Below are 24,778 nucleotides of genomic sequence, written 5' to 3'. Positions count from 1 at the left end.
TTTTCAAAACGACAGCGCATTACCCGCTATGGTTGGCCGCAATGGCAAGCGGTACCCGCCACCGTAGCAGTCCACGGCCAAGGGCTACTGCTATTACTGCTCGGCGCACCAGCGCAATTGCTTGGGCCCACGCTGGCGCCCATGGCTGGCATCGGGTTTCGTCTTGCTGGCATGGCGCCTGATAGCAGGCTAGCCCCTACCCAGGCCACACCATATTTCGTATAATCCCGCAGTTTTGTTCGCGAGCCGCACCATGATTCCTTCCCGCCCACGCACTGCCGCTTTTGTCGCCCTGGCGCAAGGCGTTGCCGTTGCCGGCCGTGATCGACATGCTGCCGGGCCCGACCGTTTTTGTAAAAAAAGCTCCTGATTGCTCAGGGGCTTTTTTTTCAGCCTTGTTTTTGTCATCTGCCGGAGCGACCCGCCATGCCCAACCCGCTTTATCGCAAGCACATTATCTCTATCCCGGACTTCAGCCGGGCTGAAATGGAGCTGGTGGTAGAAACCGCCGCGCGCCTGAAAGCCAAGCCGCGCGCCGACCTGCTGCAGGGCCGCCTGATCGCCACCTGCTTTTTCGAGCCGTCTACCCGCACCCGCCTGTCGTTCGAAACCGCCGTGCAGCGCCTGGGCGGTACCGTAATCGGCTTCTCCGACGCGGCCAGCACCTCCACCAAAAAGGGTGAAACCCTGGCCGACACCGTGCGCATTATCAGCAGCTACACCGATGCCATCGTGATGCGCCACCCGAAAGAGGGCGCCGCCCGCGTGGCCAGCGAATTCTCCGCCGTACCCATCATCAACGGCGGCGACGGGGCCAACCAGCACCCGTCGCAAACCCTGCTGGACCTGTTTACCCTGCGCGAAACCCAGGGCCGGCTGGATAACCTGACCGTGGCCTTTGTCGGCGACCTGAAATACGGCCGCACCGTGCACTCGCTGGCGCAGGCGCTGTCGCTGTTCGGCGCCAAGTTCTACTTTGTCGGCCCCGAGGCGCTGGCCATGCCGGACTACCTGTGCGAAGAGCTGGACGAGCGCGGCATCAGCTACACCATTGCCAGCACCATCGAAGAAGTGATCCCGCACATCGATATCCTGTACATGACCCGCGTACAGCGCGAGCGCTTCGACGAGGCGGAATACCAGAAAATACAAGGCCAGTTCGTGCTACGCGCCGACATGCTGCGCAACGCCCGCCCCAATATGAAGATCCTGCACCCGCTGCCGCGCGTGGATGAAATCGCCACCGACGTGGACGCCACCCCGCACGCCTACTATTTCGAGCAGGCGAAAAACGGCGTGTACGCCCGCCAGGCGCTGCTGTCGCTGGTACTGAACGAAACGGTGTGAAAGGAAAAACCATGAGCGAAAAAGTCTACGCCCGTAATGTCGAGGCGCTGAAAAACGGCACCGTGATCGACCATATCCCTGCCGGCCTGGGCCTGCGCATTCTGGACCTGTTCGAGCTAACCAGCTACGGCGAGCGCGTGACCGTGGGGCTGAACCTGTCCAGCGGCCACATGGGCAACAAAGACCTGATCAAGGTGGAAAACCTGGTACTCACCGAAGGCCAGGCCAATGAGCTGGCGCTGCTGGCGCCCAAGTGCACCGTCAGCGTGATCGAAAACTTCGAGGTGGTACGCAAGCAGAAGCTGGCGATACCGGCCGAAGTGACCGACCTGTTTGCCTGCCCCAACTCCAACTGCGTGTCGCATGTGGAGCCGGTACAGAGCCATTTCAGCGTGCGCGTGACCGAACATGACACCAAAATGAAGTGCAAGTATTGCGAAAAGGTGTTCAGCAAGGATATTGTTGTCGCCGTGCGCTAAGTCGTACAGAGGGAAATAGACAAGCAGCTACGCCACGATGCGATAGCGCTGACAATATGACGAACGCCACTGCCTGCCGGCAGTGGCGTTTTGTTTTGCGGCCAACCTGGTGCCATTCAGCTTTGCAGCATGGCGTGGCATAGCGCCGATGCCGGCCACGCGGCCACCCAGCCGGGCAGTGCCTCGGCGGGCATGGGCCGGGCAATGCCGTAGCCCTGGCCCAGCTGGCAGCCCAGGCTGCGCAGCGCGTGCGCGTGGGCGATGGTTTCCACGCCTTCGGCAATCACATCACGGCCAAAGGCGCGCGCCAGGCTGATGACCCCAGCCACGATGGCGCGGTCTTCGCTGTTTTCCAGCATATCGCGCACAAACGACTGGTCGATTTTCAGCAGTGATGCCGGCAAGCGTTTGCAGTAGGTCAGCGAGGAATAGCCGGTACCAAAGTCATCCAGCGCAAAGCTCACGCCCAAGGCCTGGCAGGCCTGCATCACGTCCGATACCTGGCCCATATCGTGCAGGGCCGCACTTTCCAGAATCTCCAGCTCCAGATGCTGCGGTGACAGCGCCGGGTAGCGCGCCAGGCTCTGCGCCAGCTGGCTGACAAAGTCGGGCTGCTGCAGCTGGCTGGCCGCCACATTCACGCTCACGGTCAGCTGCAGGCCGTCGCGCTGCCACACGGCCAGCTGGGCCAGCGCGGTGTCGATCACCCATTGCCCGACACGGCTAATGAGCGGGCTGTCTTCGATCTGGGGCAAAAAGGCCGCGGGCAACAGCAGGCCCAACACCGGGTGCTGCCAGCGCAGCAGCGCCTCGGCCCCCACCATGCGGCCATCCTGCATGTTTACCTTGGGCTGGTAGTACAGGCATAGCTCGCCCGCAGCCAGGGCATCGCCCACACGGGCTTGCTGCTCGCTGTGGTTACGCTGCTGGCGGGCCTGCTGGCTGTCGAATAGCTGATAGCGGTGCCGGCCGTCTTGCTTGGCCTGGTACATGGCCTGGTCGGCGTGGCGTAGCAGGGTATCGGCGTCGCAGTCGTCGTAGGGAAACAGCGTGGCGCCGATGCTGGCGGTGAGCTGCAGCTGCAGCTGCAGCTCGCCCAGCTGTAGCGGGCGGGCGATTTCGTGCAGCAGGCTTTGCAGTGCGTGCTCGCATTGCGCCGGGCTGGCCAGCTCGGTCAGCAGGATCACGAACTCGTCCCCGCCCAGCCGCGCCACGGTATCGCCGCCGCGTACCAGCTGGCGCAAACGCTCGGCCAGCGCCACCAGCACCTGGTCGCCCATCTGGTGGCCGTAGCGGTCGTTGACCGGCTTGAAACCATCCAGGTCCAGGTAGCACACGCCCAGCAGGCGCTGGCTGCGCCGCGTGTGCGCCAGTGCCTGCTGCATGCGGTCGGCCAGCAGTACGCGGTTGGGCAGCTCGGTTAGGGCGTCGTAATAGGCCATTTTTTGCAGGCGGGCTTCTTGCTGTTTCAGCAAGGAGATATCGGAAAACACGCCCAGGTAATGGCTTAGTTGGCCGCTGCTGTCGTAGACGGCGGAAATGGTCAGCAGCTCGGGGTAGCAGGTGCCATCGCGGCGGCGGTTCCAGATCTCGCCTTGCCACAAGCCCTGCTGGCGCAGGGTTTGCCACATGTCCTGGTAAAAGCCTGCCTCCTGCCGGCCGGATGACAGCATGCTGGGGTTATGGCCCAGCACTTCTTCACGCGGGTAGCCGGTAATGCGCGAAAACGCCGGGTTCACCTCCACGATCAGCCCTTGCGGCGTGGTGAGCATGATGCCTTCGCTAGAGTGGCTGAACACGCTGGCGGCCAACTGCAGGTGCGTCACGGCCTGCTTGCGCTCGATGGCCAGAGCCACCAGGTGGCGCATGCTGTGTAACAGGTGCTCGTCGTGGGGGGCCAGTGGCTCGTCGGCCAGGCCCTCGACATACAGCTCGGCCAGCACATGGCCATCCAGCGCGGGGACAGGCAGGCATACACAGCCGGCCGGTGGCGGGGCGGTATCGCCTGGCAGGCGGAAGGTGCAGCGGCGCTGCAGCAGGGTTTGCAGATAGCTGGCCACCCGCTGCAGGCCTTGCGCCAGCGGCGGGTCGCTGTTCATGCATTCCAGCAAAAAGGCACGGGCATCTTCCAGCCGCCGGCTGCGCACCTGCTCCTCTTGCATGGCGATGCGGTCCAGCGCGTAGCCGATATCGCTGGCCATTTCGCTGAATAGCTCTACCAGCTGCTGGTCAAACTCGAAATCGGCACCGTAGTACACCGCCAGCACCAGCTGCGCGTCGCCAGCGTGGCGAATAGGAAAGGCCGCGGTAGCACCCCAGCCAAAACGCTCGATACGCTGCACCCATTGCTCGGCCAGTGCCGACTGCCCGGCCAGCACCTGGCGCGCCAGCTCGCGAAAGCTGGGGATCACCACCGGCTGCTGCTCGATCACCGCGCGCGAGGCGGCACCGTGGCTTTCGGTTTTATCCGGCCGCGTCCAGACAGTGATTTCGTCCAGATAGTCGGCACCGCTGCCGTACACCGCCAGCGGCTGCAGGTATTGCCCGTCGGCATCGTGCCGGCCTATCCACGCCATGCGCTGGCCGCCGTGCTGCACGGCAATCTCGCAGATACGCTCGAACAGGCGCTGCGGGTCTTGCTCGCGCACAATGGTCTGGTTGGTAAACGATAGCGCCGCGTAGGCCTGGTTCAGGCGGTGTATCTGCTGGGTGGCGGCTTTCTGGGCGCGGATATTCTTGAAGGTGGTCACCACGCCGGTTTGCCGGCCGTCCTCGCACAGCGCCGTAACCGTGAGCCAGACCGGCAGGAAGCTGCCGTCCTTGCAGATCAGGTACTCGTCACACGAGCGCGGCTGGCCGTCTTGCATGGTTTGCGTTACCGGGCAGTCGGCCACGGGGTAGGGGCGGCCGTCCGGGTAATGGTGGTGTACCAGCTCGTGGGCGCTGCGGTGCGCCAGCTCGTGGCGGGTATAGCCCAGCATGGCCAGGGCTGCGTCGTTGACAAAGATGCAGCACCCGTCCATATCCGAGCCCCATACGCCTTCCCCCAGGCTTTGCAACAAGGTGGCCTGCTGGTTTTGCATGCGCCGGTGCTGGGCCTGCAGGGCCTGGGCATGGCGGTGGCGGCGCCCGGCCAGCCACAGCAGCCCCCCCGCCAGTACCGCCAGCGCGGCGCTAAGCAGCCATGGCCCCGGCAAGTGCGCGCCGGCCTCTGCTGCCAGGCCGGGGCGTGCCAGCAAGGGCAGGGTGGCAAGCAGGTGTCGTGGGCGCAGGGTCATGGTGTAAAGGTGTTCCGTGAGTCAATCCAGCCCGGAGTGTAACGCGTCCCCCGCTAGCGGCGGCGGCTGGCGTGGCAAGGTGATGACGATGCGCAAACCGCCAACGCTGCCAGACTCCAGCGTGATGTGCCCGGCATGGCCGCGCACGATTTCCCGCACGATGGCCAGGCCCAGGCCACAGCCATCGCCCCCGGCCTGCTGGCCACGGTAAAAGCGCTCGAACACCAGCGATTGTTCTTCTGGCGGGATACCCGGGCCGCTGTCGCTGATGACCAGCTCGACAGCACTGCCGCGCTGCCAGGCGGATACCGTGATTTCGCCACCGGCCGGGGTATAGCGCACGGCGTTGTCGATCAGGTTGGACAGCATTTCGCGCAGCAACAAAGGTTGGCCGCACAGCAGGGCGCTGTCGTCGCCCTCGTAGCCCAGGTCCAGCGCCTTATCCAGCGCCACCATGACAAAGTCCATGGTCACTTCGCGTGCCAGCTCGGCCACATCCAGCTCGCGCGTTTCGTGCTGCGCCGGGCCGGGCTCGGCACGCGACAGCGCCAGCAGCTGGTTGGCCAGGCGAATCACCTGGTCGGTAGAGTGCACCAGCGCGGCCAGGCCGGCTTGCTGCTCGGCGGGGTCGGGCTGGCGCTGTGTGTATTCGGCCTGGGTTTTCAGCAGGGTAAGCGGCGTGCGCAGCTGGTGGGCGGCGTCGGCAATAAAGCGCTGGCGGATGGACAGCTGGTTTTCCAGCTCGGACAGCGCCGTGTTCAGTGCCATCACCAGCGGCTGCAGCTCTTTTTGCACGCTGCCGACATCCAGCTGTAGCGAGGGGTCGCCGGCGCGAGCTTTCAGCGTGCTACGCAGGCGGCCCAGCGGGCGCAGGGCGCGGTTGATGCCAATGGCCACCAACAACGCCGCCACGGCGCCGATCAGCCATTGCTGCGCCAGCGATTCGGTAAACAGCCGCCGGGCCAGCGAGGCGCGCGACAGCGTGGTTTCACCTACCTGCACCAGCAGCAAGCGCTGGCTGCCGGCGTAGTACAGCGGCACCGCCAGCGCCACGCTGCGGATGGCTTCCTCGCGAAAGCTGGCATCGTAAAAGCGCAGCTCGCCGGCGCCGGGCAGGGTGGCGGGCAGCGGCAGGTCGGCGTCGCCGGTAATGGTGGAGCCGCCAGCAAAGCCGATGCGGTAAAACACGCGGTCCTGGAAATGCGGGTCGAACATTTCCAGCGCCGCCACCGGGATATCCACCACCAGCTCGCCGTCCTGCACCACGATGCGCTCGGCAATGCTGCGGGCCGAGGCTTGCAGGGTGCGGTCGAAGGCAGCGTTGGCCGCCTCGCGCGCGTTGTCCTGCGCCAGCCAGGCGGTGGCGGCCGCCAGCGGTATCAGCGGGATCACCACCCATTGCACCAGCTGGCGCCGCAGCGAGAGCGTCATTTGGCCACGTCCAGCATATAACCCAGCCCGCGCAGGGTCAGGATGGCCACGCCGCTACCGGCCAGCTTCTTGCGCAGGCGGTGCACGTAGATTTCCATGGCGTCCGGGCTCAGGTCCTGGTCCAGCCGCACGATCTGGTCGGCCAGCACCTCTTTGCTTACCGGCTTGCCCTGGCGGTATAGCAGCACCTCTAGTACAGCCATCTCGCGCGGGGTGAGCGCCAAAGGTTGGCCGCAGACGGTAAAACGCTTGTGCGCCGGCTCGAAGGCCAGCTCGCCACACTGCAGCACACCGCCTTCGCTGCCCTGGGCGCGGCGCAGCAGGGCGCGCACGCGCGCTTCCAGCTCGGCCAGCTCGAACGGCTTGCCCAGGTAGTCGTCGGCGCCCAGGTCCAGGCCGTGCACGCGGGCGTCGATGCCGGACTGCGCGGTGAGCACCAGTACCGGCACGCGGTTGCCACGGCGGCGCAGGCGCTTGAGCACCTCGAAGCCGTCCATGCGCGGCAGGCCGATGTCCAGAATCACCAGCGAATAAGGCTCGTAAGCCAGCAGCTGGTCGGCCTGCACGCCATCCGGCGCAATATCCACCGCATGGCCGGCAGCGCTCAGCGCCTTTTGCAGCCAGGTGGCAATGTCGTGGTTATCTTCTACTAGCAGCAGTCTCATCGTGCTCTCTGTCTATGGCTGTGGCCCTGCCCGCGGTACCGGGCCGGGCTTGGCCGCATTTATTGCTGTGTTGTCTTTTCATCGTATCACCCGATAGCAGCCTGCCAAGCACCTGTCAGGGGCAGATTGCGGCTTTCTTGCACCACGGCTGCCCGGCTGTCAGACAGTGAAAGGGAAATGAAAGCTAGCGCTGCCTAGACTTGGTGCAACTGTAAGGAGTTGTGAATGCGCCGTTTTCTGCTCACCTGGCTTTGCCTGGCCACCAGCCCGCTGTTGCTGGCGGGCAATGGCATGCAAAGCGGGCTGACCGAATCGGCACGGCGCGAGGGCACCCTGTTGGTGCACGCCACCATAGACCGTGAGCAAGTGGCCCCGCTGTTACAAGCCTTTCAGCAGCGTTACCCGTTTATCCGCGTGCAGTACCACGAGCTGAACAGCGCCGATATCTACCGCCGCGCGCTGGGCAATAACGCCGCCAGCGGCGACATCCTGTGGAGCTCGGCCATGGATCTGCAGATCAAGCTGGTGAACGACGGCTACGCCCTGCGCTACCGCTCGCCGCAAAAAGACGCGTTGCCCGACTGGGCCTCGTGGCGGGACGAAGTGTACGGCACCACTTTCGAGCCGGTGGTGTTTGCCTACCACAGCCAGCGGGTGGCCCATATGCCGCATACGCATGCCGATCTGCGCCGCATGCTGCGGGCGCAGCCCGGCCAGCTGCGGGTGGCCACTTACGACGTGGAAGCATCTGGCGCGGGCTACCTGTTTTTTAGCCAGGACTCGCGGCATAACGCCGAGTTCTGGGACCTGGCCGCCGCGCTGGGCCGCAGCGTGCGCTTTCAGGAAGGCAACAGCCTGACCCTGCTGCGCCGGCTGTCGCAAGGCGAGGCGGATATTGCCTATAACGTGCTGGGGCCGTACGCGGTGAGTTTTACCCGCCACCAGCCCCAGGTGCGCTGGGTATTGCCACAAGACTATGCGCTGGTGGTGACCCGGCTGATGCTGATACACAAGGCCGCCCGCCATACGGCAGCGGCCAAGCTATGGACGGATTTTGTCCTGTCGCGCGACGGCCAGCGTGTGCTGTCGCAGGGCAGCGGGCTGCCGCCCATACGGGAAGACCTGCCACGGCAGCTGGGCCATATCGACCTGAAACGCAATGCGGCCAACCTGCGGCCGATTCAGGTGGGTAGCGGGCTGCTGGTGTATCTGGATACGGCCAAAAAGAGCCTGTTCCTGAAACGCTGGCGCGAGCAGCTGCCGGCGGCAACGCGCCCTACACACTGAATAACGTTAAACATCGTCCCGCCCCGAGGACGTATTACTCGCTGTACCACAACACTGGAGAGACTCATGAAATTGAAAACCCTGCTGGTTTCCTGCCTGGTAGCCCTGGCACCGATGGCCGCACAGGCACAAGTTGAACAATTCAAGATCATGGCGCCGGCCAACCCGGGCGGCGGCTTTGACACCATCGCCCGTACTCTGGGCGAAGCGCTGCAAGCGTCGGGCCAGGTAAAAAGCGTGGTCGTAGAAAACAAGGCCGGTGCCGGTGGTGCCATCGGCATGGCGCAGTTCGTGAACAACGAAAAGGGCAACCCTAACGCCCTGCTGGTAGCCGGTGCCGTGACTGTGGGCGCGCTGGAAACCAACAAATCGCCAGTGAACTTCGGCATGGTGACGCCGATTTCCCGCCTGATGGGCGAGTTCAACGTGATCGTGGTGCCGACCGCCTCGCCGTACAAATCCATCAAGGACCTGATGGCTGCCTACAAAGCCAACCCGGGTGCCGTGAGCATCGGTGGCGGCTCGGCTGGTGGCATTGACCACATCATGGCCAGCCTGATGTCCGAAAAAGCCGGCGTGGACCCGGACAAGCTGAACTACATCCCGTTTGCCGGTGGTGGCGAGGGCAAGGCTGCCGTGCTGGGTAACCAGATTGCTGCCTACATCAGCGGCTACGGCGAGCTGGCCGACCTGATCAAGGCTGGCAAGGTGCGTGCGCTGGGCATTTCCGCCGCTACCCGTAACCCGGATATCCCGGTGCCGACTATCCGCGAGCAGGGTACCGACGTGGTGGTCTACAACTGGCGCGGTGTGTTTGCGCCCCCAGGCATCAATGCTGCGCAAAAAGCCCAGCTGATCAAGATGGTGGAAACCGCGGTAAAAGCCCCGGCCTGGAAAGCCAAAGCCGAGAAATTCGAGTGGCTGGACATGCTGCAAAGCGGCGACAGCTTCACAGCTTTCCTGAACGAAGACATCAAGCGTACCGCCGTGACTGTCAAGAAACTGAAGCTGGGTAACTAAGCCATGATCAAGCGCGTATCCGGCGAGCAATGGCTCGCCTTCGGGATCATCCTGCTGGGCCTGTTCATGGCCTGGCAGCTGCAGGACATCCCGAACGATGCCGGCTATGCCGGCATCGGGCCGCGCTTCTTTCCTTCGCTGGTGGTAACCGGTCTGATCGTTGCCGGTGGCGCGTTGCTGATGCAGCGTCGCCACAGTAACGGGCCGGATACCATTCTCAGCGACGGCGAGAACGACGCGGCAGAAGTAGAAGCCGAAGACGAATTTGCCCGTGGCGACGCCGACTGGCGCATGTTTGCCATCGCCAGTGGCAGCCTCATTGCCCATATGGCACTGATTGGCCTGGTGGGTTTCACCCTGGCTGGCACCCTGCTGTGCTTTGGTATTTGTCGTGCACTGGACACCCGCCGCCCCACACTGGACCTGGTGTTGTCTTTTGTTCTGGCCCTGGGCCTGTTTCACCTGTTCAAGACGCTGGGCCTTAACCTGCCGGCGCTGATCCCGGGGGGAGTACTGTAATGGAATCGTTGAATGCCCTGTTCAGTCTGGGCTTTGCTACCGCACTGACCCCGGCCAACCTGCTATGGGCGCTGCTGGGCTGTACGCTGGGTACGGCTATTGGCGTGCTGCCGGGCGTGGGCCCGGCCGTCACCGTGGCCCTGCTGCTGCCGGTAACGCAAAGCGTAGACCCAACCGGCGCGCTGATCATGCTGGCCGGCGTGTACTACGGCGCCATGTTTGGCGGCTCTACCACCTCCATCCTGCTGAATACCCCGGGCGAAGCCGGCTCCATCGTATCGGCACTGGAAGGCAACAAGATGGCCAAAGCCGGCCGGGCCGGCCCGGCGCTGTCTACCGCCGCCATCGGTTCGTTTGTGGCCGGCAGCATTGCCACCGTGCTGCTCACCCTGCTGGCCCCGGTGATTGCCGGCTTTGCCCTGCAGCTGGGCCCGGTAGAAACCTTTGCCCTGATGATGCTCACCTTCGCTGCCGTGTCGGCCGTACTGGGTAACTCGCCGCTGAAAGGCTTTATCGCCCTGCTGCTGGGCCTGTCCATGGGCCTGATCGGTATCGAGTCGCAGTCTGGCCAGAGCCGCTTTACCTTTGGCCTGATGCCGCTGATCGACGGTATCGACATCGTGGTGGTGGCCATGGGCCTGTTTGCCATCGGCGAAACGCTGTACACCGCCACCTACGAAAACAAGATCGCCGGCCGTATCGAGTCGCTCAAAGGCAGTTTCTGGATGAGCAAAGACGACTGGAAACGTTCGTGGAAACCGTGGCTGCGCGGTACCGCCATCGGCTTCCCGTTTGGCACCCTGCCGGCAGGCGGCACCGAAATGCCGACCTTCCTGTCGTACTCGGCCGAGCGCAAGCTGGCTAACCCGGAAACACAGAAACAGTTCGGCAAAGGCGCCATCGAAGGCGTAGCCGGCCCGGAAGCGGCCAACAACGCCGCCGTCACCGGCACCCTGGTACCGCTGCTGACGCTGGGTATCCCCACCTCGGCCACCGCAGCCATCATGCTGTCTGCCTTCCAGCAGTACAACATCGTGCCCGGCCCGCTGCTGTTTGATACCAACCCCGAGCTGGTGTGGGGCCTGATCGCCTCGCTGTACATCGGCAACGTGATGCTGCTGGTGCTGAATCTGCCGCTGGTAGGCCTGTGGGTACAGTTCCTGAAAGTACCGCGCCCGCTGCTGTACGGTGGCATTGTGGTACTGGCCACCATGGGCGCCTACGCACTGCGCCAGAGCTGGTTCGACCTGATGCTGCTGTACATCATTGGTGTACTGGGCTTCATGATGCGCCGCTTCGACTTCCCGGTAGTGCCGCTGGTCGTGGGCCTGATCGTGGGGCCGATGGCAGAAAAACACTTCCGCCGCGCCATGTCCATCCACCAGGGCGACCTGACCGTATTCCTGACCCACCCGATCTCGCTGGCCATCCTGATTGTGACCGCCGCCATCCTGATCGTGCCGCCGCTGATGAAGCGCCGCCAGAAAATGCTGCAAGCAGCCTGACCCGCCTGTTGATGGCCGCCGTCAGAAGCGGCCGCTCACCCCGTACTCCCGGTACAAGCGATGTTGTACTTCTCACACGCCAGTGGACTCGTCATCAGTCTAGCTGGCGTTTTTTTTTGGCACGCCGCCGGTGGCCCGCTGCCCTGGCTGCTGGGGCCGCTACTGGCCATGCTGGGCGGCCGCCTGCTGGGCCTGCCGCTGGCCAGCATCCGCCATAGCCGCGAGCTGGGCCAGGCCATCGTCGGCTTGGCGCTGGGCCTGACCTTCAGCCACACCGCGCTGCTACGCACGGTGACGCTGGCACCCTGGGTAGCCATAGCCGTAGCGTTTGCCTTCTTGCTGGCATGGCTGGCCATGCAGCTGCTACGGCGGCTATGCCCCGGGCTGGACCCGCTAACCGCCTGGCTGGTGTCGCTGCCTGGCGGGGCGTCGGAAATGACCGCTATCGGTAGCCGTCGCGGGGCAAAAAGCGAATGGATCGTGCTAGGCCAAAGCCTGCGCGTGCTGATTGTGGTGCTGCTGTACCCCGGCGCTTTTGCCCTGTTCGGGCACAGCGCTGCACCGTTTGCCACCACGCTTGCACCACTGGGCAGCAGCGCCTTGCCGTGGCTGCTGCCTGCGCTGGCACTGGGTGCACTGCTGCAATGGCGGCGCATACCCAACCCGTGGTTTATCGGCCCGCTCACCATCAGCCTGCTGCTGGCCAGCAGCAGTACGGTAAGCGGCAGCCTGCCGGGCGGCTGGGTAGAGCTGGCACAGCTGCTGATCGGCATTGCATTGGGCGTGCGTTTCGACCGGCAGCAGATGTTGGCCGCACCGCGCTTTCTTGTCGCCTTTCTGGCTAGCCTGGCGCTATTGCTGCTGCTGGCGGTAGCCGGCGCCTGCCTGCTGTCTATGGGGGCGGGTTTGCCGCCAGCACTGGCCATGCTGGCCATGGCTCCGGGTGGCATTACCGAAATGTGCCTGACCGCCCGCGCCATGGGGCTGGATGTACCCACCATCATCGCTTTCCAGCTATGCCGGCTGGTGATGGTACTGCTGCTGGCCGAGCCGCTGTCGCGCTACCTGGTGCCGCAGCCAGCAAAATGCTGAAGCTGGCATGGCATTTGCACTAAAACCCGGCATACCCCATTACGGACACCACCATGCGTACCCTGTTTGCCAAACCTGCCGCCCCTGTTACCAGCGACGCCGTTATCTTTAACTACCAGCAGCCCGCCCGCGCCCGCCTGGTGGCACTGGGCACCGGCAAAAAGCTGTGGCTGGTAGAAACCTTCGACCCGTTGCACAAGGTGTGGGTATGGCAACAGGAAACCAGCGATATGGAACAGGCCGTGGACGACGCACGGCGGCTCAGCCTGTTTCCTGGCGTACGCGTGGCCTGATTGGTATCAAGCTGGTTTGGTGTAAGTCAGCGCCATGGCGGCACGTTGGCCGCATCAGTATGATGCCTGCCACCTAGTGCACGCCACGCCTGGCGTTCAGCACTTATCAACAGGCTGTGGATAAATACCGGGGTGGCTATCGGGTATCAGCATGGCCGGCAGCTGGCTCAGGTAAAAGTCTATCGGCCCGGCACTGCCGATAATGGCGTAAGCGTAGCCACGCTGATGTAGCGCATGCAGGCTGGTCAGCAACAAAATACGACCAAACCCTTGACCTTGCTGGCTTTTCTTTACCCCTGTCGGCCCGAAAAATCCCCGCGCAGTCACGTCATAGCAGGCAAAACCCAGTAGCTCGCCACCCCGCTGCAATACCCAGGCGGTAGGCGGCATACTGCGAAATGCCGTATCGAATTCATCGGCCCAGCCATCAGAAAACTCACGGCTTATCCACATGCGCATAGCGCTACGCTCGTGTGGCAGAGGGTGGCGCAATACGACGCCGTCGGGTACGGCAGGGCAGGGTGGCAGCTGATAGAGCTTGACCAGAATATCGGCAGGCATGGCGGCTCGCTGTGGCTAGGGCAAACCTTATTAATACCACTTAGCCCCCATGAACGGTACCCTGCTGCCAGCGCAGCTGGGCGGCGAAGGCCTCAGCAAAGGCGTCAACGGGCAAGGGCCGGGCAAACAGGTAGCCCTGGCCGTACTCTACCCCCATGCTGGCCAGCTGCTCGGCTTGCAGCTCGTTTTCTATGCCCTCGGCTACCAAGCTGGAGCCGATGGCGCGGGCAATACTGACGATTTCCGGTATCAGGCTGGAGCGCAGCGACAGGTCTTCCATTTCGAACACAAAAGAGCGGTCTATCTTCAGTACGTCCGGCGCCATGCGCTTGACGCGGCCCAGGTTGGAGTAGCCGGTACCAAAGTCGTCTACCGACACCTGGTAGCCGGCCTGGCGCAGGGCGGCGATCTCGTGCACCACGGTGTCGTCGTAGCTTTGCTCCACGATTTCCAGCCCCAGCTGCAGGTCGGGCCGGCGCAGCATGGCCTGTAGCGGGGAAATCAGCGCGTCCAGGCGGCGGAACTGGATATTATCGGGAAACAGGTTCACCGCCACCTTGAAACCACTGGTGGGTGGCAGCGCCTGTGCCAGCTCGCGCAGGCTTTGCTGCAGCACAAAGCTATCCAGCACCCAGCCCAGGCCCTGCTTTTCGATTTCCGGCAGCGCCAGCAGCGGGGAAATCAGCTCGTCACCATCGCGGATGCGCATCAGCACCTCGCACCCCACCCAGCGCCGCGTAGTCAGCGCCACAATCGGCTGGTAGTAGCACTGCACGCAGCCTTCTTCCAGCAGGTTGCGGATACGGGCACCAATATGCTTTTGCCTGGCCAGGATGGGGGTAATGAAACCGGTAACCAGCAAGCCGATCAGCGAGGCCGCCACGGCCACCAGCAGCAGGATCAAACCCTGGCGCTGCAGGATCTCCGGCAGGGTAAGGTAGGACTGCACCACCCACGGCGTGCCCGGAATGTAGTCGGTACGCACCAGGGCCTGGGCTGTCCAGTCAAAGCCTTTCAGTGGCCGTTTCAGCGCGGTCTGTTCGTCAAAGTAGCGCGACCAGTACGGGGTGAGCCTGCCGCTGACAAAGACACGCCCCGGCAGCGCATCGGCCAGCTGCAGCCCCAGTACGTCCACATCGCGCAACAAGGCCGACAGGCTGTCCTGGTTCACCACCACATTAAAGCGGCCCTGCTGCATGACCATGGCCCGGTAGCGCCACTGCCCCAGCAGGATAGGCGCGTTGAACCAGATGGACTGATCTACCCCGTTGCGGATTTCGCGCAGGGCAGGGCTAAGCGGTAACAGGGGGGACGCCAGCAGGCCTTCGCTGCTGGTGCACACCAGCCGGTTTTGCTGGTCGAAAATGCCGACATCGCGGATATGGCGGCTGGCAAAGATCTGGGTGCGCAGCCGCACCAGGGTAGCGTCGTCACATACCGGGATCACCAGGCGGTTGAGGCCGGCCAGCATGTCTTCCTGCTCGCGGGTAATACCGCTGATCTGGGTCGCCAGCCGCTGGTGGGTGGCGAACAGCTTGCGGCTTTCTACCACCACAAACAGCAGCATGGCCAGCAACAGGCACAGCAAGGCTGCCAGCACGCCGCTGGCGATACCGTAGCTGGTGGCAAACACACCGATATGCTTTCTGACACGGTTCATCGGCTGGCAACGCCTGTATTACGGAATGACTTACTAATTTCTCATTTTTTCATTAATTCTTTCTTTCAGCTTACAAACAGCACAACAGCATTGATGCCGGCTGATACGCCGCACCGCGTGGGCTAGGCATAAAAAAACGGGCCTTGCGGCCCGTTAAACACCCTCAAACAATGCCCGTTACGCCGCCGCACCCTTGTGGGCTGGCGGCGTGTCGAACGCTTTGCGCAGCTCGGCCAGTCTGGCTTGTGCGGCCTGGTGGCCGGCTTCCTTCACATGGCCAAAGCCGCGAATCCCCTCGTACACTTTCACCATCTCGCTAGCGGTGCCCAGGTTGGCCGCAGACAGCGCGCCCAGCAGCTGGCCCACCAGCGCCTCGAACTCGCCGATCATGGCGCGCTCCAGCCGGCGGTCGGCCTGCCAGCCAAACGGGTCCAGCGCGCTACCACGCAGGCCTTTGAAGCGGGCAATCACGCCCAGCGCCTTCAGCGCCCACGCACCCAGGTTCACCTTTTTCGGCTGCTGGCCGGTCATCCAGCTGGCGCCGAAATGGAAGGTGAGCTTGAGGTCACCGTCGAACTGCTCGTGCAGCGCGCGCTGGAACTCGCCATCGCTGTACAGGCGCGCTACCTCGTACTCGTCCTTGTAAGCCAGCACGTGGTAGTAGGCGCGGGCTACCGCCAGCGTCAGCGCGCTGCTGCCCGGTTTTACCCGCTCTTCGGCGGCTTTGACCTGCTCTACCAGCGCCTTGTAGCGTGCGGCCAACTTGTCGTCCTGGTAGGCCACCAGCTCTTTGCTGCGGTGGTGCAGCACGCCTTCTACCGTGTCACGCGGTACAAACTGCACCACGGCCGACGGGCTGACCAGGGTCTCGATGCGCGCCGGGTCGTGCGCGGCGTGGCGGCCCCAGACAAAGGCCTGCTGGTTGAACTTCACGGCGGCGCCGTTCAGCTCTACCGCTTTCATGATGGCGTCCAGCGATACCGGCACCAGGCCCTTTTGCCAGGCGTAGCCCAGCATGAACATGTTGGCCGCAATGGCGTCGCCCATCAGGGCGGTGGCAATGCGCGTGGCGTTGACCTCGGCAAAGCGGCTGCTGCCTACCGACTCGATAATGGCGTCCTTCATGGCCTTGGCCGGGAAGCGCACATCCGGGTTTTTCAGGAAGGCGCTGGTGGGCGATTCGTAGTTGTTCACCACCACGTGGCTGAAGCCTTCGCGCATCTTGGCCAGCGCTTCCTCGGCGGCGGTGACCACCAGGTCGCAGCCCAGCACCAGGTTGGCGTCACCGGCGGCAATGCGCACCGCGTGCAGTTTTTCCTGGCTATCGGCAATGCGCACGTGCGACCACACCGAGCCGCCTTTTTGCGCCAGGCCGGCCATGTCCAGCACGGTCACGCCCTTGTTATCCAGGTGCGCGGCCATGGCCAGCACCTGGCCGATGGTGACTACGCCGGTGCCGCCCACGCCAGTGACCATGATGCCGAACGGCTCGTGCAGGCCGGGCAGCTGCGGCTGCGGCAGGGCGCCCATGCTGTCCAGGCTGGCGGCGGCACCACCCGGTTTTTTCACGCTGGCGCCGGCCACCGAGACAAAGCTGGGGCAGAAGCCTTCCACGCAGGAAAAGTCCTTGTTGCAGCTGCTCTGGTCGATCTTGCGCTTGCGGCCCAGCGGGGTTTCCACCGGCAGTACCGACAGGCAGCCGGATTTTTTGCCGCAGTCGCCGCAGCCCTCGCACACGCGCTCGTTGATGAAGGCGCGGCGGTCCGGGTCGGGGAACTCCTTGCGTTTGCGGCGGCGGCGTTTTTCGGCGGCACAGGTCTGGTCGTGAATCAGGATGGTGACGCCAGGCAGCTCGCGCAGCTCTTTTTGCAGGCGGTCCAGCTCGCGGCGGTGGAACACCTCCACCCCCGGTGCCAGGCCTTCTTTCAGGCCGTGCGCGGTACGGTATTTGTCCGGGTCGTCGCTGGTGATCACGATGCGGCCAACCCCTTCGGCGTGCACCTGGCGGGTAATCATCGGCACGTCCAGGTAGCCGTCCACGTTCTGGCCACCGGTCATCGCTACCGCGTCGTTGTACAGAATCTTGTAGGTAAGGTTGACCTTGCCGGCCACCGCAGCGCGAATCGCCAGCAGGCCGGAGTGGAAGTAGGTACCGTCACCCAGGTTGGTGAAGATGTGCTTGGTGCTGGTAAACGGCGCCTGGCCCAGCCAGGTAATGCCTTCGCCGCCCATCTGGGTAAAGGTCTTGGTGCTGTCGCCCTCGATCCAGTGCGCCATGTAGTGGCAGCCGATACCGGCCACGGCGCGGCTGCCTTCCGGCACCTTGGTGCTGGTGTTGTGCGGGCAGCCACTGCAGTAGTGCGGAATGCGCGCGATGGCTTCGCGCGGTTTCACCAGCTGCGCTTCTTTGTCGTCGTAGAACTTCAGCCGGTCGTGAATCACCGGGCTGTCGTACAGGTTGGCCAGGCGCTTGGCGATGGCGCGGGCGATCATGGCCGGGGTCAGCTCGCCGGCGGCCGGCAGCAGCCAGTCGCCGTGCGGCAGCGCCCATTCGCCTTTTTCGGCAAACTTGCCCACCACGCGCGGGCGCACGTCGTCGCGCCAGTTGTACAGCTGCTCTTTGAGCTGGTATTCGATGATCTGGCGTTTTTCCTCGATCACCATGATCTCTTCCAGGCCTTGGGCAAACTCGCGCACGCCTTCCGGCTCCAGCGGCCACACCATGCCCACCTTGAAGATGCGCAGGCCGATGTCGGCGGCCAGCTGCTCGTCAATGCCCAGGTCGTCCAGCGCCTGCATCACGTCCAGGTAGCTCTTGCCACAGGTGATGATGCCCAGCCGCGCCTTGGGTGAATCCAGCGTCACGTGGTTCAGCTTGTTCACGCGGGCGTAAGCCAGCGCGGCGTACAGGCGGTGGTGCAGCACACGCTTTTCTTGCGCCAGCGGGGTGTCCGGCCAGCGGATGGACAGGCCATCGGGCGGCAGCGGGAAGTCTTCAGGGATCAGCGTTTGCACACGCTCGGGGCTGATATCCACCACGGCGGCGCTTTCGATGGTGTCGGAGATGGCCTTGATCGACACCCAGCAGCCGGAATAACGGCTCATGGCCCAGGCATGCAGGCCGTAGTCGATGACCTCTTGCACGCCGGACGGGCTGAGCACCGGTATCATGCTGGCGGCCAGGATGTGGTCGGACTGGTGCGGGAAGGTGGACGACTTGGCGGCGTGGTCGTCACCGCAGATCAGCAGCACGCCGCCAAACTTACTGGTGCCGGCTACGTTGCCGTGCTTGATCACATCACCGGAGCGGTCCACGCCCGGGCCCTTGCCGTACCACATGGAGTACACACCGTCGTACTTGGCGCCCTCGAACAGGGTGACCTGCTGCGTGCCCCACACGGCGGTGGCGGCCAGGTCTTCGTTCAGGCCGGGGTGGAATACCACATTGTTGGCGGCCAGGTGTTTGCTGGCCTTTTGCATCACCTGGTCCACATTACCCAGCGGCGAGCCGCGGTAGCCGGTAACGTAGCCGGCGGTATTCAGCCCGGCGGCGCGGTCGCGCGCTTGCTGCATCATGGGCAGGCGCACCAGCGCCTGGATGCCGTTCAGCAGTACCTGGCCGGTAGGTGCCGTGTATTTGTCTTCCAGTTCGACGTGGCGAATCGACATGGTGTCTCCTCCATCTGTGTGCTTGTCGCAGCGGGTCGGGTGAAGCCTTGTGGGCTATCCCGTCCTGGTGATGTGGCCCGGCGGCGGTAGGCAGCAGGGCGTTGTCTCTGTCTCTCTTTATAGTGTGTCGGCAGCTGTGCTACCGCTTTGTGCGAACACTAGTTGACGTAAACGTAAACGTCAAAAGCTTTGTCGTTTTTTTCTGCTTCGCGCGCGGGCGAGTGCAGCAAATGTGCCAGTGCAGCAAAACCGCCCTGCGCCAGACAAAACACTGCGTTCTGTTAGCGTGGTTGAGCGCGCCATCGCCGCACCGCTACAGTGCAGCCTTGAGCCATTGTCGCCACCGGCTACCCGCCGGCCTGCGGCCAACCTTAGAGACGTATCCATGTCATCTGCACCCAACGAAACCGGCAAAGGCGTGCTGTACGCCACCGGCGCGTTCTTTATCTGGGGTCTGTTCCCGCTGTACTGGAAACCGCTGCACGCGGTACCGGCGCTGCAAATTTTGTGTCACCGCATTGTGTGGTCGGCGCTGTTCGTGGCGATCTTGCTGCTGGTACAGCGCAACTGGCGCTGGCTGGGCGCAAGCCTGCGCGACGGCGCCCGCCTGCGGGTGTTTGCGCTGTCGTCGCTGCTGCTGTCGTTCAACTGGCTGATCTACATCTGGGCGGTCAACGAAAACCGTGTGGTGGAAGCCAGCCTGGGTTACTTCATCAACCCGCTGGTGAACGTGCTGCTGGGGCGCCTGTTTCTGGGCGAACGCCTGACGCGCACGCAGGGCATCGCCATTGGCCTGGCCACGCTGGGTGTGGCGTGGCTCACGCTGTCGGTGGGTACGCTGCCGTGGGTGGCGCTAAGCCTGGCGGCGACCTTTGGCGTGTACGGCCTGCTGCGCAAAAAAGCGCCGCTGCCGTCGCTGGAAGGGCTGGCACTGGAAACCTTCCTGATGCTGCCGCTGGCGCTGGCGGCGCTGCTGTGGTTTGCCGTGCGCGGCGACGGTGCCTTTGGCCAGCTGGGCCTGGCCACCGACGCGCTGCTAATGGGCGCCGGCGTGGTCACCGCCATCCCGCTGTTGCTGTTTGCCAGCGGTGCACGCCGGCTGAAGCTGGCCACGGTAGGGCTAATCCAGTATCTGGGCCCCACTATCCAGCTGCTGCTGGGCGTATGGCTGTACCACGAGCCATTTGGCAGCAGCCGCGCCATCGGCTTTGGCCTGATCTGGGCAGCGCTGGCGCTGTATTCCGGCCACGGCCTGCTGGGCTACCTGAAAGCACGGCGCGCCGCCGCAGCGTAAGCCAGGGTTGGCCGCCACACCACAAGGGCAAGCCGCATGGCTTGCCCTTGTTTTTTATGCCACAGCGGTGGCAAACAAACGGCACACACCCGCGATCTGGCCGTTTGGCCATTGACGCCGCCACGCCACATCACCACAATGCCGCTGTCCTCCGCCACGCGGATGGCATTCGCTCTTTACTTATACCGGCCCACACCGTGCTACTTGCACCGGGCCACGCTCTTTCAAGGAAACGCCATCATGGCATCGCTCTTTATCCTGTCGCGCCATCTCGCGCGCGACGTGCTCGCCGACGAGCTCCCCCCGCAACACCACCATAGCCTGTGGCACACCCTGTGCAGCCAGGCTTCCAGCTTGATGCAGCCAAGCCACCGCCCCGCGCTACCCGACTCGCACCAGCACGATGTTCAACGCTGGTTAATGGAGAAAGGCCCACACCGATGCTGACCCTGCCACTTGTGACACCACGCCTGCGCCTGCGCGACTTTTGCGCCGGCGATGCCAACGCCTACTACCAGCTGCGCAGCGGCGCGGCCTTCGGCCAGCACTACGCCACGCACGAGCTCACGCCCACGTTCGGCGCTGCGCTGCTACAGCAGTTCATCGCCCAGCAGCAGGCCACGCCACGGCGCGCCTGGCAGCTGGCCATTACCCTGGCCGATAGCGACACGCTCATCGGCTCGGTAGGCTTGCGCCAGACCAGCCTGGCCGGCGAGGCACAGTTCGGCATCGAGCTGGGGCAAGCCTATCGGGGCCAGGGCTACGCCCGTGAAGCCGGCGCAGCGCTGCTGCACGCCGGCTTCAACCCGCTGGGCCTGCACCGCGTAGAGGCCGACACCCATGCGGCCAACCTGCCGGCGCAGCGGCTGGCCACCCGCCTGGGCTTTGTGCCCAGCCGGCAGGCAGGCGAGCGCCGCATCCTGGCGCTGGCACTGGACCTGCCCGGCGTACTGAGCGAACGCATGCTGCTGGGCACACAAGCCCGGCTAAGCCGCCACCCCGGCTACTGGCAGCTGGCCACCCCCGCGCAGCCGGATTTTTTCTTTGGCAACCTGCTGCTGGCCGATCAGGCCCCGCTGGACCGCGCCGCGTGGGAAGCGCGCTTCGATAGCGCCTTTGCCGGCCACGCCGGCGTGCAGCACCGCACCCTGGTATGGGCGATGGACGAGGAAGACTGCGCCGCACGCTACGCCCACTGGCAGGCCGCCGGCTACGAATACCAGGAAGCCAGCGCACTCTTGCTCACCCGCGACACCCTGCAGCCCGCCCCCCTGCCAGCCGGCTACACCCTGCGCCCGCTGGCCAGCACCGACGACTGGCAGCAATGGGCCGAGCTGATGACCGCCAGCCGCGACCCGGCCTTCGACGAAGCCGGCTACCGCCGCTTTCTGGCCGGCAGCCAGCGCCGCTACCAGGCCCTGGAACACGCTGGCCACGGCCATACGTGGGGAGTCTTTGCCGGCGCACAACTACAAGCCTGCGCCGGGCTGTACACCTGGCAGACACTGGGGCGCTACCAGCAAGTGGCCACCGCCCCGCAGGCACGCCGCCTGGGTTTGGCCAGCGGCCTGGTCAGCGCGCTGGCCGACTGGGGGCTGGCGCGCGTACCACGCCTGGTCATCGTGGCCGATGCCCACTACCACGCCATCGATCTGTATCGTAAGCTGGGTTTCGTTAGCGCCAGCCGCGAAGCCTCGCTGTGCTGGTGGCCGCGCCACAAGGAGCCTGCATGACCATCCTGCCTTACGCCCCACACCAGCACGCCGCGCTGGCGCAGCTCTACCTGGACACACGCCGCAGCAGCTTTCCCTGGCTGGATGGCCAAGCCATGCAGCTGGCCGACTTTGCCCGCGACACCGCCGACGAAAGCCTGCTGGTCGCGCAAGACGCCCACGGCCAGGTACTGGGCTTTGCCAGCGTGTACGAAAAAGAAAATTTTCTGCACCACCTGTACGTGGCACCCGCCGCACAAGGGCAGGGCATAGGCCAGGCCCTGCTACAGGCCGCTGCGCTGCGTTTTACCGCGGCGCCATCGCTGAAATGCTTTGCGGCCAACCCGCGCGCGCTGGCGTTTTACCGCCAGCAAGGCTGGCAGCCAACCGGCGAGGGCGTGGATGCCGCCGGCCACCGCTGGCTACGCCTGCAGGGGCCGCAGCCCACTATCGTCTTCAGCACCGACTGCGCCCGGCTGGACCGCGAGCTGGTGTACCAGTACCTGAGCCGCGAGTCGTACTGGGCCGCCGGCCTGCCACGCGACATCTTCGAAGCCTCGCTGCAGGGCTCGCTGGTGATCGGCGGCTACCACCCCGACGGCCAGCAGCTGGCCTTTGCCCGCGTGATTACCGACTACGCCACCTTCGGCTACCTGGCCGACGTGTTCGTGGTAGACAGCGCACGCGGCCAGGGCACGGGCAAGGCGCTGATGCGCTACCTGCAGCTGCACCCGCGGCTGCAAAACCTGCGCCGCTTCATGCTGGCCACCGCCGACGCCCACGGCCTGTACGCGCAGTTCGGCTTTGGCGCGCTGGGCAAGCCGGAACGCATCATGGAAAAAGTGGAACCGGCCATTTACCAAAGGTTGGCCGCAGAGCGGGGGCAGGCATGACCCGCAAGGTATTCTGGGACGACCCCTATCTATGCACGCTGGACACCACGGTAGCCAGCGTGGCCGGCGATGAGGTCACCCTGGCCGCCACCATCCTGTACGCCGAAAGCGGCGGGCAGGAAAGCGACCACGGCTGTATTGCCGGCTGGCCGGTGCTGGCCGCGCGCAAGCAGGATCACGGCATTATTTACACCCTGCCGCCGCAACACGGCCTGCAGCCCGGCGCGGCAGTGACGCTGCAGCTTGACTGGCCACGGCGCTACCGGCTGATGCGGCTGCATTTTGCCGCCGAGCTGGTGCTGGAAACCCTTTACCAGACCCTGCCAGACGTAGAAAAAATCGGCGCCCACATCGCCGAGCACAAGGCGCGCATCGACTTTGCACTGCCGCAAGCCATCACCCCGCACCTGCCTGCCTTGCAGGCGCGCATCGACGCACTGATTGCGGCCAACCTGGCCATCACCAGCGCCTTTTCCGACGCAGCCAGCGGCCGCCGCTACTGGGCGCTACCCGGCATCGCCCACGTGCCCTGCGGCGGCACCCACCTGCGCCACAGCGGCGAAGTTGGCCGCATCGCGCTGAAGCGCAAGAACGTTGGCCGCGGCAAGGAGCGGGTGGAAATCACGCTGCTGGACGACACCCCAACATGACCACACCGCTTAAAGACAACACCATGACCACACCGCTGCAAGGCAGCTGCCTGTGCGGCGGCGTGCGTTACCAGATCCAGCAGCTGGACATGCCCATCGTGCATTGCCACTGCCACACCTGCCGCAAAGCGCACGCCGCGCCCTACACCAGCACCGCGGGCGTACTGCGCCAGCACTTTCGCTGGCTGGCCGGTGAACACCTGCTACGCAGTTTTGCATCGTCCCCCGGCAAGCTGCGCCACTTTTGCAGCGTGTGCGGCAGCCACATCGTGGCCGAACGCCCCGGCCAGCCGCACGTGATCCTGCGCGTGGCCACGCTGGACGATAGCCCCGACAGCCTGCCGGTGGCGCATATCTGGACCAGCCACCACCCCGCCTGGCTAGCGCACGACGGCGTGCCGCAATTTGCCGGCTGGCAGGATGCAGACAAACCGTAATGCCTGCTCAGGCCAGGCTTGCGGGGTCATTTGCCCGTTTTTTCATCACGCCACCCGCGCCGGGCGCCGGCTGCTGGCCAGCTGCACACACAGCACGCTCAGCAGTACGGTAGCCATACCGGCCAGCGTCCAGCCGTGCAGGCTTTGCCCCAGCGCCACCCAGCCCAGGATGACCGCCGCCACCGGGCTAAGCAGGCCCAGCGCCGACACCGCCACCGGCGGCAGCAAGCGCAGGCCGCGAAACCACAGGCCATAAGCCAGCAGCGCGCCCACCAATGATAAGTAGGCGTAGCCCGCTACGTTGGCCGTAGACAGCGTGGGCATGGGCGGGTCCAGCCACAGTGCTGCCGGTAGCAGCATCAGCCCGCCCAGTGTCAGCTGCCAGCCGGTTAGCGCCAGCAGCGGCAGGCTGCTGCCCCAGCGCCGCGCCAGATACATGCCCAGCGCCATCACGATGGCGCCGCCCGCTGCCGCCAGCACACCCAGCGTGTCCCACTGCGCATTACCCGCATTCAGCAGCACCGCCATGCCGGCCAGGCCCGTGCACGCCGCCAGCAACACCAGCGGCCGTGGCGTTTGCTGCTCCAGCAGCCACAACAAGCCCATCATCAGCAGTGGCTGAATCGCCCCCAGCACGGCGGCGATACCACCGGGCAAGCGGTAGGCCGCCATGAACAACAGTGCCTGGAAAGCACCGATATTCAGCAGCGATAGCAGCAGCAAGCGCGGCCATTCCTGCCGTTGCGGCAGGTGGCGCGTCCACAGCAGCAATAGCAAGCCAGCCGGCAGCACGCGCAATACGCCGGCGCTAAACGGCAGGCCGGGTGGCAACCATTGCGTGGTCACCAGGTAAGTGGAGCCCCAGATCAGCGGCACCACGGCGGTTAACAAGGTATCGCGCCACAGGCGGGAAGCGGTCGTCACAGTGATATCTCCAATTCAAGATATAATCAGCGTATCGATATTTTATCTTTAACTCAAGACAT

At 64.4% G+C, this 24,778-nt stretch carries 21 protein-coding genes; 14 read left to right on the top strand and 7 right to left on the bottom strand.

The genetic code is table 11. The features are described 5' to 3' along the window. Nucleotides 1-426 precede the first annotated feature (426 nt). The gene (gene pyrB, locus FLQ44_RS03465; RefSeq protein WP_147693063.1) at nucleotides 427-1,347 is read left to right on the top strand and encodes an aspartate carbamoyltransferase; all 921 of its coding nucleotides are present in this window, start codon (nucleotides 427-429) and stop codon (nucleotides 1,345-1,347) included. A gap of 11 nt (nucleotides 1,348-1,358) precedes the next feature. Beyond that, a complete protein-coding gene (gene pyrI / locus FLQ44_RS03460; protein ID WP_017507672.1) occupies nucleotides 1,359-1,826 on the top strand; it encodes an aspartate carbamoyltransferase regulatory subunit in 468 nt (155 codons plus the stop codon). Nucleotides 1,827-1,942: 116 nt separating this feature from the next. Here the strand turns inward: pyrI and FLQ44_RS03455 are convergent, their stop codons facing one another. From FLQ44_RS03455 to FLQ44_RS03445, 3 genes are read right to left on the bottom strand one after another with little or no spacing between them, the layout of a single operon-like run. Continuing rightward, nucleotides 1,943-5,104 (bottom strand): bifunctional diguanylate cyclase/phosphodiesterase, encoded by a 3,162-nt coding sequence (locus FLQ44_RS03455; protein WP_147693062.1) that lies wholly within the window; start codon nucleotides 5,102-5,104, stop codon nucleotides 1,943-1,945. Between the two features lie 21 nt (nucleotides 5,105-5,125). Further along, a complete protein-coding gene (locus FLQ44_RS03450) occupies nucleotides 5,126-6,535 on the bottom strand; it encodes a sensor histidine kinase (protein WP_147693061.1) in 1,410 nt (469 codons plus the stop codon). After that, nucleotides 6,532-7,200 (bottom strand): response regulator, encoded by a 669-nt coding sequence (locus FLQ44_RS03445; protein WP_017507669.1) that lies wholly within the window; start codon nucleotides 7,198-7,200, stop codon nucleotides 6,532-6,534. The genes FLQ44_RS03450 and FLQ44_RS03445 overlap by 4 nt, the downstream gene beginning before the upstream one ends. A gap of 225 nt (nucleotides 7,201-7,425) precedes the next feature. Here FLQ44_RS03445 and FLQ44_RS03440 point away from each other — a divergent pair, with 225 nt between their 5' ends. The 6 genes from FLQ44_RS03440 (at nucleotide 7,426) to FLQ44_RS03415 (ending at nucleotide 12,916) form a co-directional block, all read left to right on the top strand. Beyond that, nucleotides 7,426-8,487 (top strand): ABC transporter substrate-binding protein, encoded by a 1,062-nt coding sequence (locus FLQ44_RS03440; protein WP_147693060.1) that lies wholly within the window; start codon nucleotides 7,426-7,428, stop codon nucleotides 8,485-8,487. Between the two features lie 66 nt (nucleotides 8,488-8,553). After that, nucleotides 8,554-9,507, top strand: coding sequence for a Bug family tripartite tricarboxylate transporter substrate binding protein (locus tag FLQ44_RS03435; RefSeq protein WP_147693059.1), 954 nt, complete (start codon nucleotides 8,554-8,556; stop codon nucleotides 9,505-9,507). A 3-nt stretch (nucleotides 9,508-9,510) separates the two neighbouring features. Further along, nucleotides 9,511-10,026, top strand: a complete 516-nt coding sequence (locus FLQ44_RS03430) for a tripartite tricarboxylate transporter TctB family protein (RefSeq protein ID WP_147693058.1) — start codon at nucleotides 9,511-9,513, stop codon at nucleotides 10,024-10,026. After that, nucleotides 10,026-11,531 (top strand): tripartite tricarboxylate transporter permease, encoded by a 1,506-nt coding sequence (locus tag FLQ44_RS03425; protein WP_147693057.1) that lies wholly within the window; start codon nucleotides 10,026-10,028, stop codon nucleotides 11,529-11,531. The genes FLQ44_RS03430 and FLQ44_RS03425 overlap by 1 nt, the downstream gene beginning before the upstream one ends. A 60-nt stretch (nucleotides 11,532-11,591) precedes the next feature. Beyond that, the gene (locus FLQ44_RS03420) at nucleotides 11,592-12,623 is read left to right on the top strand and encodes an AbrB family transcriptional regulator (protein ID WP_147693056.1); all 1,032 of its coding nucleotides are present in this window, start codon (nucleotides 11,592-11,594) and stop codon (nucleotides 12,621-12,623) included. 53 nt (nucleotides 12,624-12,676) lie between these two features. Next, nucleotides 12,677-12,916: a hypothetical protein gene (locus tag FLQ44_RS03415; protein ID WP_147693055.1), complete on the top strand. Its 240-nt coding sequence runs from the start codon at nucleotides 12,677-12,679 to the stop codon at nucleotides 12,914-12,916. A gap of 96 nt (nucleotides 12,917-13,012) precedes the next feature. Here the strand turns inward: FLQ44_RS03415 and FLQ44_RS03410 are convergent, their stop codons facing one another. The 3 genes from FLQ44_RS03410 to FLQ44_RS03400 all read right to left on the bottom strand — a co-directional run bounded on the left by FLQ44_RS03410 (nucleotide 13,013) and on the right by FLQ44_RS03400 (nucleotide 18,806). Next, nucleotides 13,013-13,477: a GNAT family N-acetyltransferase gene (locus FLQ44_RS03410; RefSeq protein ID WP_147693054.1), complete on the bottom strand. Its 465-nt coding sequence runs from the start codon at nucleotides 13,475-13,477 to the stop codon at nucleotides 13,013-13,015. A gap of 40 nt (nucleotides 13,478-13,517) precedes the next feature. After that, nucleotides 13,518-15,137, bottom strand: coding sequence for an EAL domain-containing protein (locus tag FLQ44_RS03405; RefSeq protein WP_147693053.1), 1,620 nt, complete (start codon nucleotides 15,135-15,137; stop codon nucleotides 13,518-13,520). A gap of 177 nt (nucleotides 15,138-15,314) precedes the next feature. Beyond that, on the bottom strand, nucleotides 15,315-18,806 hold the full coding sequence (locus FLQ44_RS03400) for an indolepyruvate ferredoxin oxidoreductase family protein (protein ID WP_147693052.1): 3,492 nt from the start codon (nucleotides 18,804-18,806) through the stop codon (nucleotides 15,315-15,317). A 238-nt stretch (nucleotides 18,807-19,044) separates the two neighbouring features. On the opposite strand from FLQ44_RS03400, the gene rarD reads away from it, so the two are divergent. The 6 genes from rarD (at nucleotide 19,045) to FLQ44_RS03370 (ending at nucleotide 23,792) form a co-directional block, all read left to right on the top strand. After that, a complete protein-coding gene (gene rarD, locus FLQ44_RS03395) occupies nucleotides 19,045-20,100 on the top strand; it encodes an EamA family transporter RarD (RefSeq protein ID WP_338117459.1) in 1,056 nt (351 codons plus the stop codon). 240 nt (nucleotides 20,101-20,340) lie between these two features. Next, nucleotides 20,341-20,547: a hypothetical protein gene (locus FLQ44_RS03390; protein WP_147693050.1), complete on the top strand. Its 207-nt coding sequence runs from the start codon at nucleotides 20,341-20,343 to the stop codon at nucleotides 20,545-20,547. Then, nucleotides 20,541-21,833, top strand: a complete 1,293-nt coding sequence (locus FLQ44_RS03385; protein WP_147693049.1) for a GNAT family N-acetyltransferase — start codon at nucleotides 20,541-20,543, stop codon at nucleotides 21,831-21,833. Before FLQ44_RS03390 ends, FLQ44_RS03385 begins: the two co-directional genes overlap by 7 nt. Next, a complete protein-coding gene (locus FLQ44_RS03380; protein ID WP_147693048.1) occupies nucleotides 21,830-22,705 on the top strand; it encodes a GNAT family N-acetyltransferase in 876 nt (291 codons plus the stop codon). Before FLQ44_RS03385 ends, FLQ44_RS03380 begins: the two co-directional genes overlap by 4 nt. Beyond that, nucleotides 22,702-23,355: an alanyl-tRNA editing protein gene (locus FLQ44_RS03375; RefSeq protein WP_147693047.1), complete on the top strand. Its 654-nt coding sequence runs from the start codon at nucleotides 22,702-22,704 to the stop codon at nucleotides 23,353-23,355. Before FLQ44_RS03380 ends, FLQ44_RS03375 begins: the two co-directional genes overlap by 4 nt. Further along, nucleotides 23,352-23,792 carry a GFA family protein gene (locus FLQ44_RS03370; protein ID WP_240801174.1) on the top strand — a complete coding sequence of 147 codons (441 nt, stop codon included), beginning with the start codon at nucleotides 23,352-23,354 and terminating at the stop codon, nucleotides 23,790-23,792. Before FLQ44_RS03375 ends, FLQ44_RS03370 begins: the two co-directional genes overlap by 4 nt. A gap of 45 nt (nucleotides 23,793-23,837) precedes the next feature. Here the strand turns inward: FLQ44_RS03370 and FLQ44_RS03365 are convergent, their stop codons facing one another. After that, nucleotides 23,838-24,722 carry a carboxylate/amino acid/amine transporter gene (locus tag FLQ44_RS03365; RefSeq protein ID WP_439144895.1) on the bottom strand — a complete coding sequence of 295 codons (885 nt, stop codon included), beginning with the start codon at nucleotides 24,720-24,722 and terminating at the stop codon, nucleotides 23,838-23,840. Nucleotides 24,723-24,778 lie beyond the last annotated feature (56 nt).

Source organism: Vogesella mureinivorans (genome assembly GCF_007644035.1).
Lineage (GTDB): Bacteria > Pseudomonadota > Gammaproteobacteria > Burkholderiales > Chromobacteriaceae > Vogesella > Vogesella mureinivorans.
This window is presented reverse-complemented; position numbering and strand designations above follow the sequence as displayed.

Excerpts from the sequence above, each read along its gene's own strand:
- pyrB (WP_147693063.1), top strand. The coding sequence starts at position 427 with ATGCCCAACCCGCTTTATCGCAAGCACATTATCTCTATCCCGGACTTC.
- pyrI (WP_017507672.1), top strand. The coding sequence starts at position 1,359 with ATGAGCGAAAAAGTCTACGCCCGTAATGTCGAGGCGCTGAAAAACGGC.
- FLQ44_RS03455 (WP_147693062.1), bottom strand. The coding sequence starts at position 5,104 with ATGACCCTGCGCCCACGACACCTGCTTGCCACCCTGCCCTTGCTGGCA.
- FLQ44_RS03450 (WP_147693061.1), bottom strand. The coding sequence starts at position 6,535 with ATGACGCTCTCGCTGCGGCGCCAGCTGGTGCAATGGGTGGTGATCCCG.
- FLQ44_RS03445 (WP_017507669.1), bottom strand. The coding sequence starts at position 7,200 with ATGAGACTGCTGCTAGTAGAAGATAACCACGACATTGCCACCTGGCTG.
- FLQ44_RS03440 (WP_147693060.1), top strand. The coding sequence starts at position 7,426 with ATGCGCCGTTTTCTGCTCACCTGGCTTTGCCTGGCCACCAGCCCGCTG.
- FLQ44_RS03435 (WP_147693059.1), top strand. The coding sequence starts at position 8,554 with ATGAAATTGAAAACCCTGCTGGTTTCCTGCCTGGTAGCCCTGGCACCG.
- FLQ44_RS03430 (WP_147693058.1), top strand. The coding sequence starts at position 9,511 with ATGATCAAGCGCGTATCCGGCGAGCAATGGCTCGCCTTCGGGATCATC.
- FLQ44_RS03425 (WP_147693057.1), top strand. The coding sequence starts at position 10,026 with ATGGAATCGTTGAATGCCCTGTTCAGTCTGGGCTTTGCTACCGCACTG.
- FLQ44_RS03420 (WP_147693056.1), top strand. The coding sequence starts at position 11,592 with ATGTTGTACTTCTCACACGCCAGTGGACTCGTCATCAGTCTAGCTGGC.
- FLQ44_RS03415 (WP_147693055.1), top strand. The coding sequence starts at position 12,677 with ATGCGTACCCTGTTTGCCAAACCTGCCGCCCCTGTTACCAGCGACGCC.
- FLQ44_RS03410 (WP_147693054.1), bottom strand. The coding sequence starts at position 13,477 with ATGCCTGCCGATATTCTGGTCAAGCTCTATCAGCTGCCACCCTGCCCT.
- FLQ44_RS03405 (WP_147693053.1), bottom strand. The coding sequence starts at position 15,137 with ATGAACCGTGTCAGAAAGCATATCGGTGTGTTTGCCACCAGCTACGGT.
- FLQ44_RS03400 (WP_147693052.1), bottom strand. The coding sequence starts at position 18,806 with ATGTCGATTCGCCACGTCGAACTGGAAGACAAATACACGGCACCTACC.
- FLQ44_RS03390 (WP_147693050.1), top strand. The coding sequence starts at position 20,341 with ATGGCATCGCTCTTTATCCTGTCGCGCCATCTCGCGCGCGACGTGCTC.
- FLQ44_RS03385 (WP_147693049.1), top strand. The coding sequence starts at position 20,541 with ATGCTGACCCTGCCACTTGTGACACCACGCCTGCGCCTGCGCGACTTT.
- FLQ44_RS03380 (WP_147693048.1), top strand. The coding sequence starts at position 21,830 with ATGACCATCCTGCCTTACGCCCCACACCAGCACGCCGCGCTGGCGCAG.
- FLQ44_RS03375 (WP_147693047.1), top strand. The coding sequence starts at position 22,702 with ATGACCCGCAAGGTATTCTGGGACGACCCCTATCTATGCACGCTGGAC.
- FLQ44_RS03370 (WP_240801174.1), top strand. The coding sequence starts at position 23,352 with ATGACCACACCGCTTAAAGACAACACCATGACCACACCGCTGCAAGGC.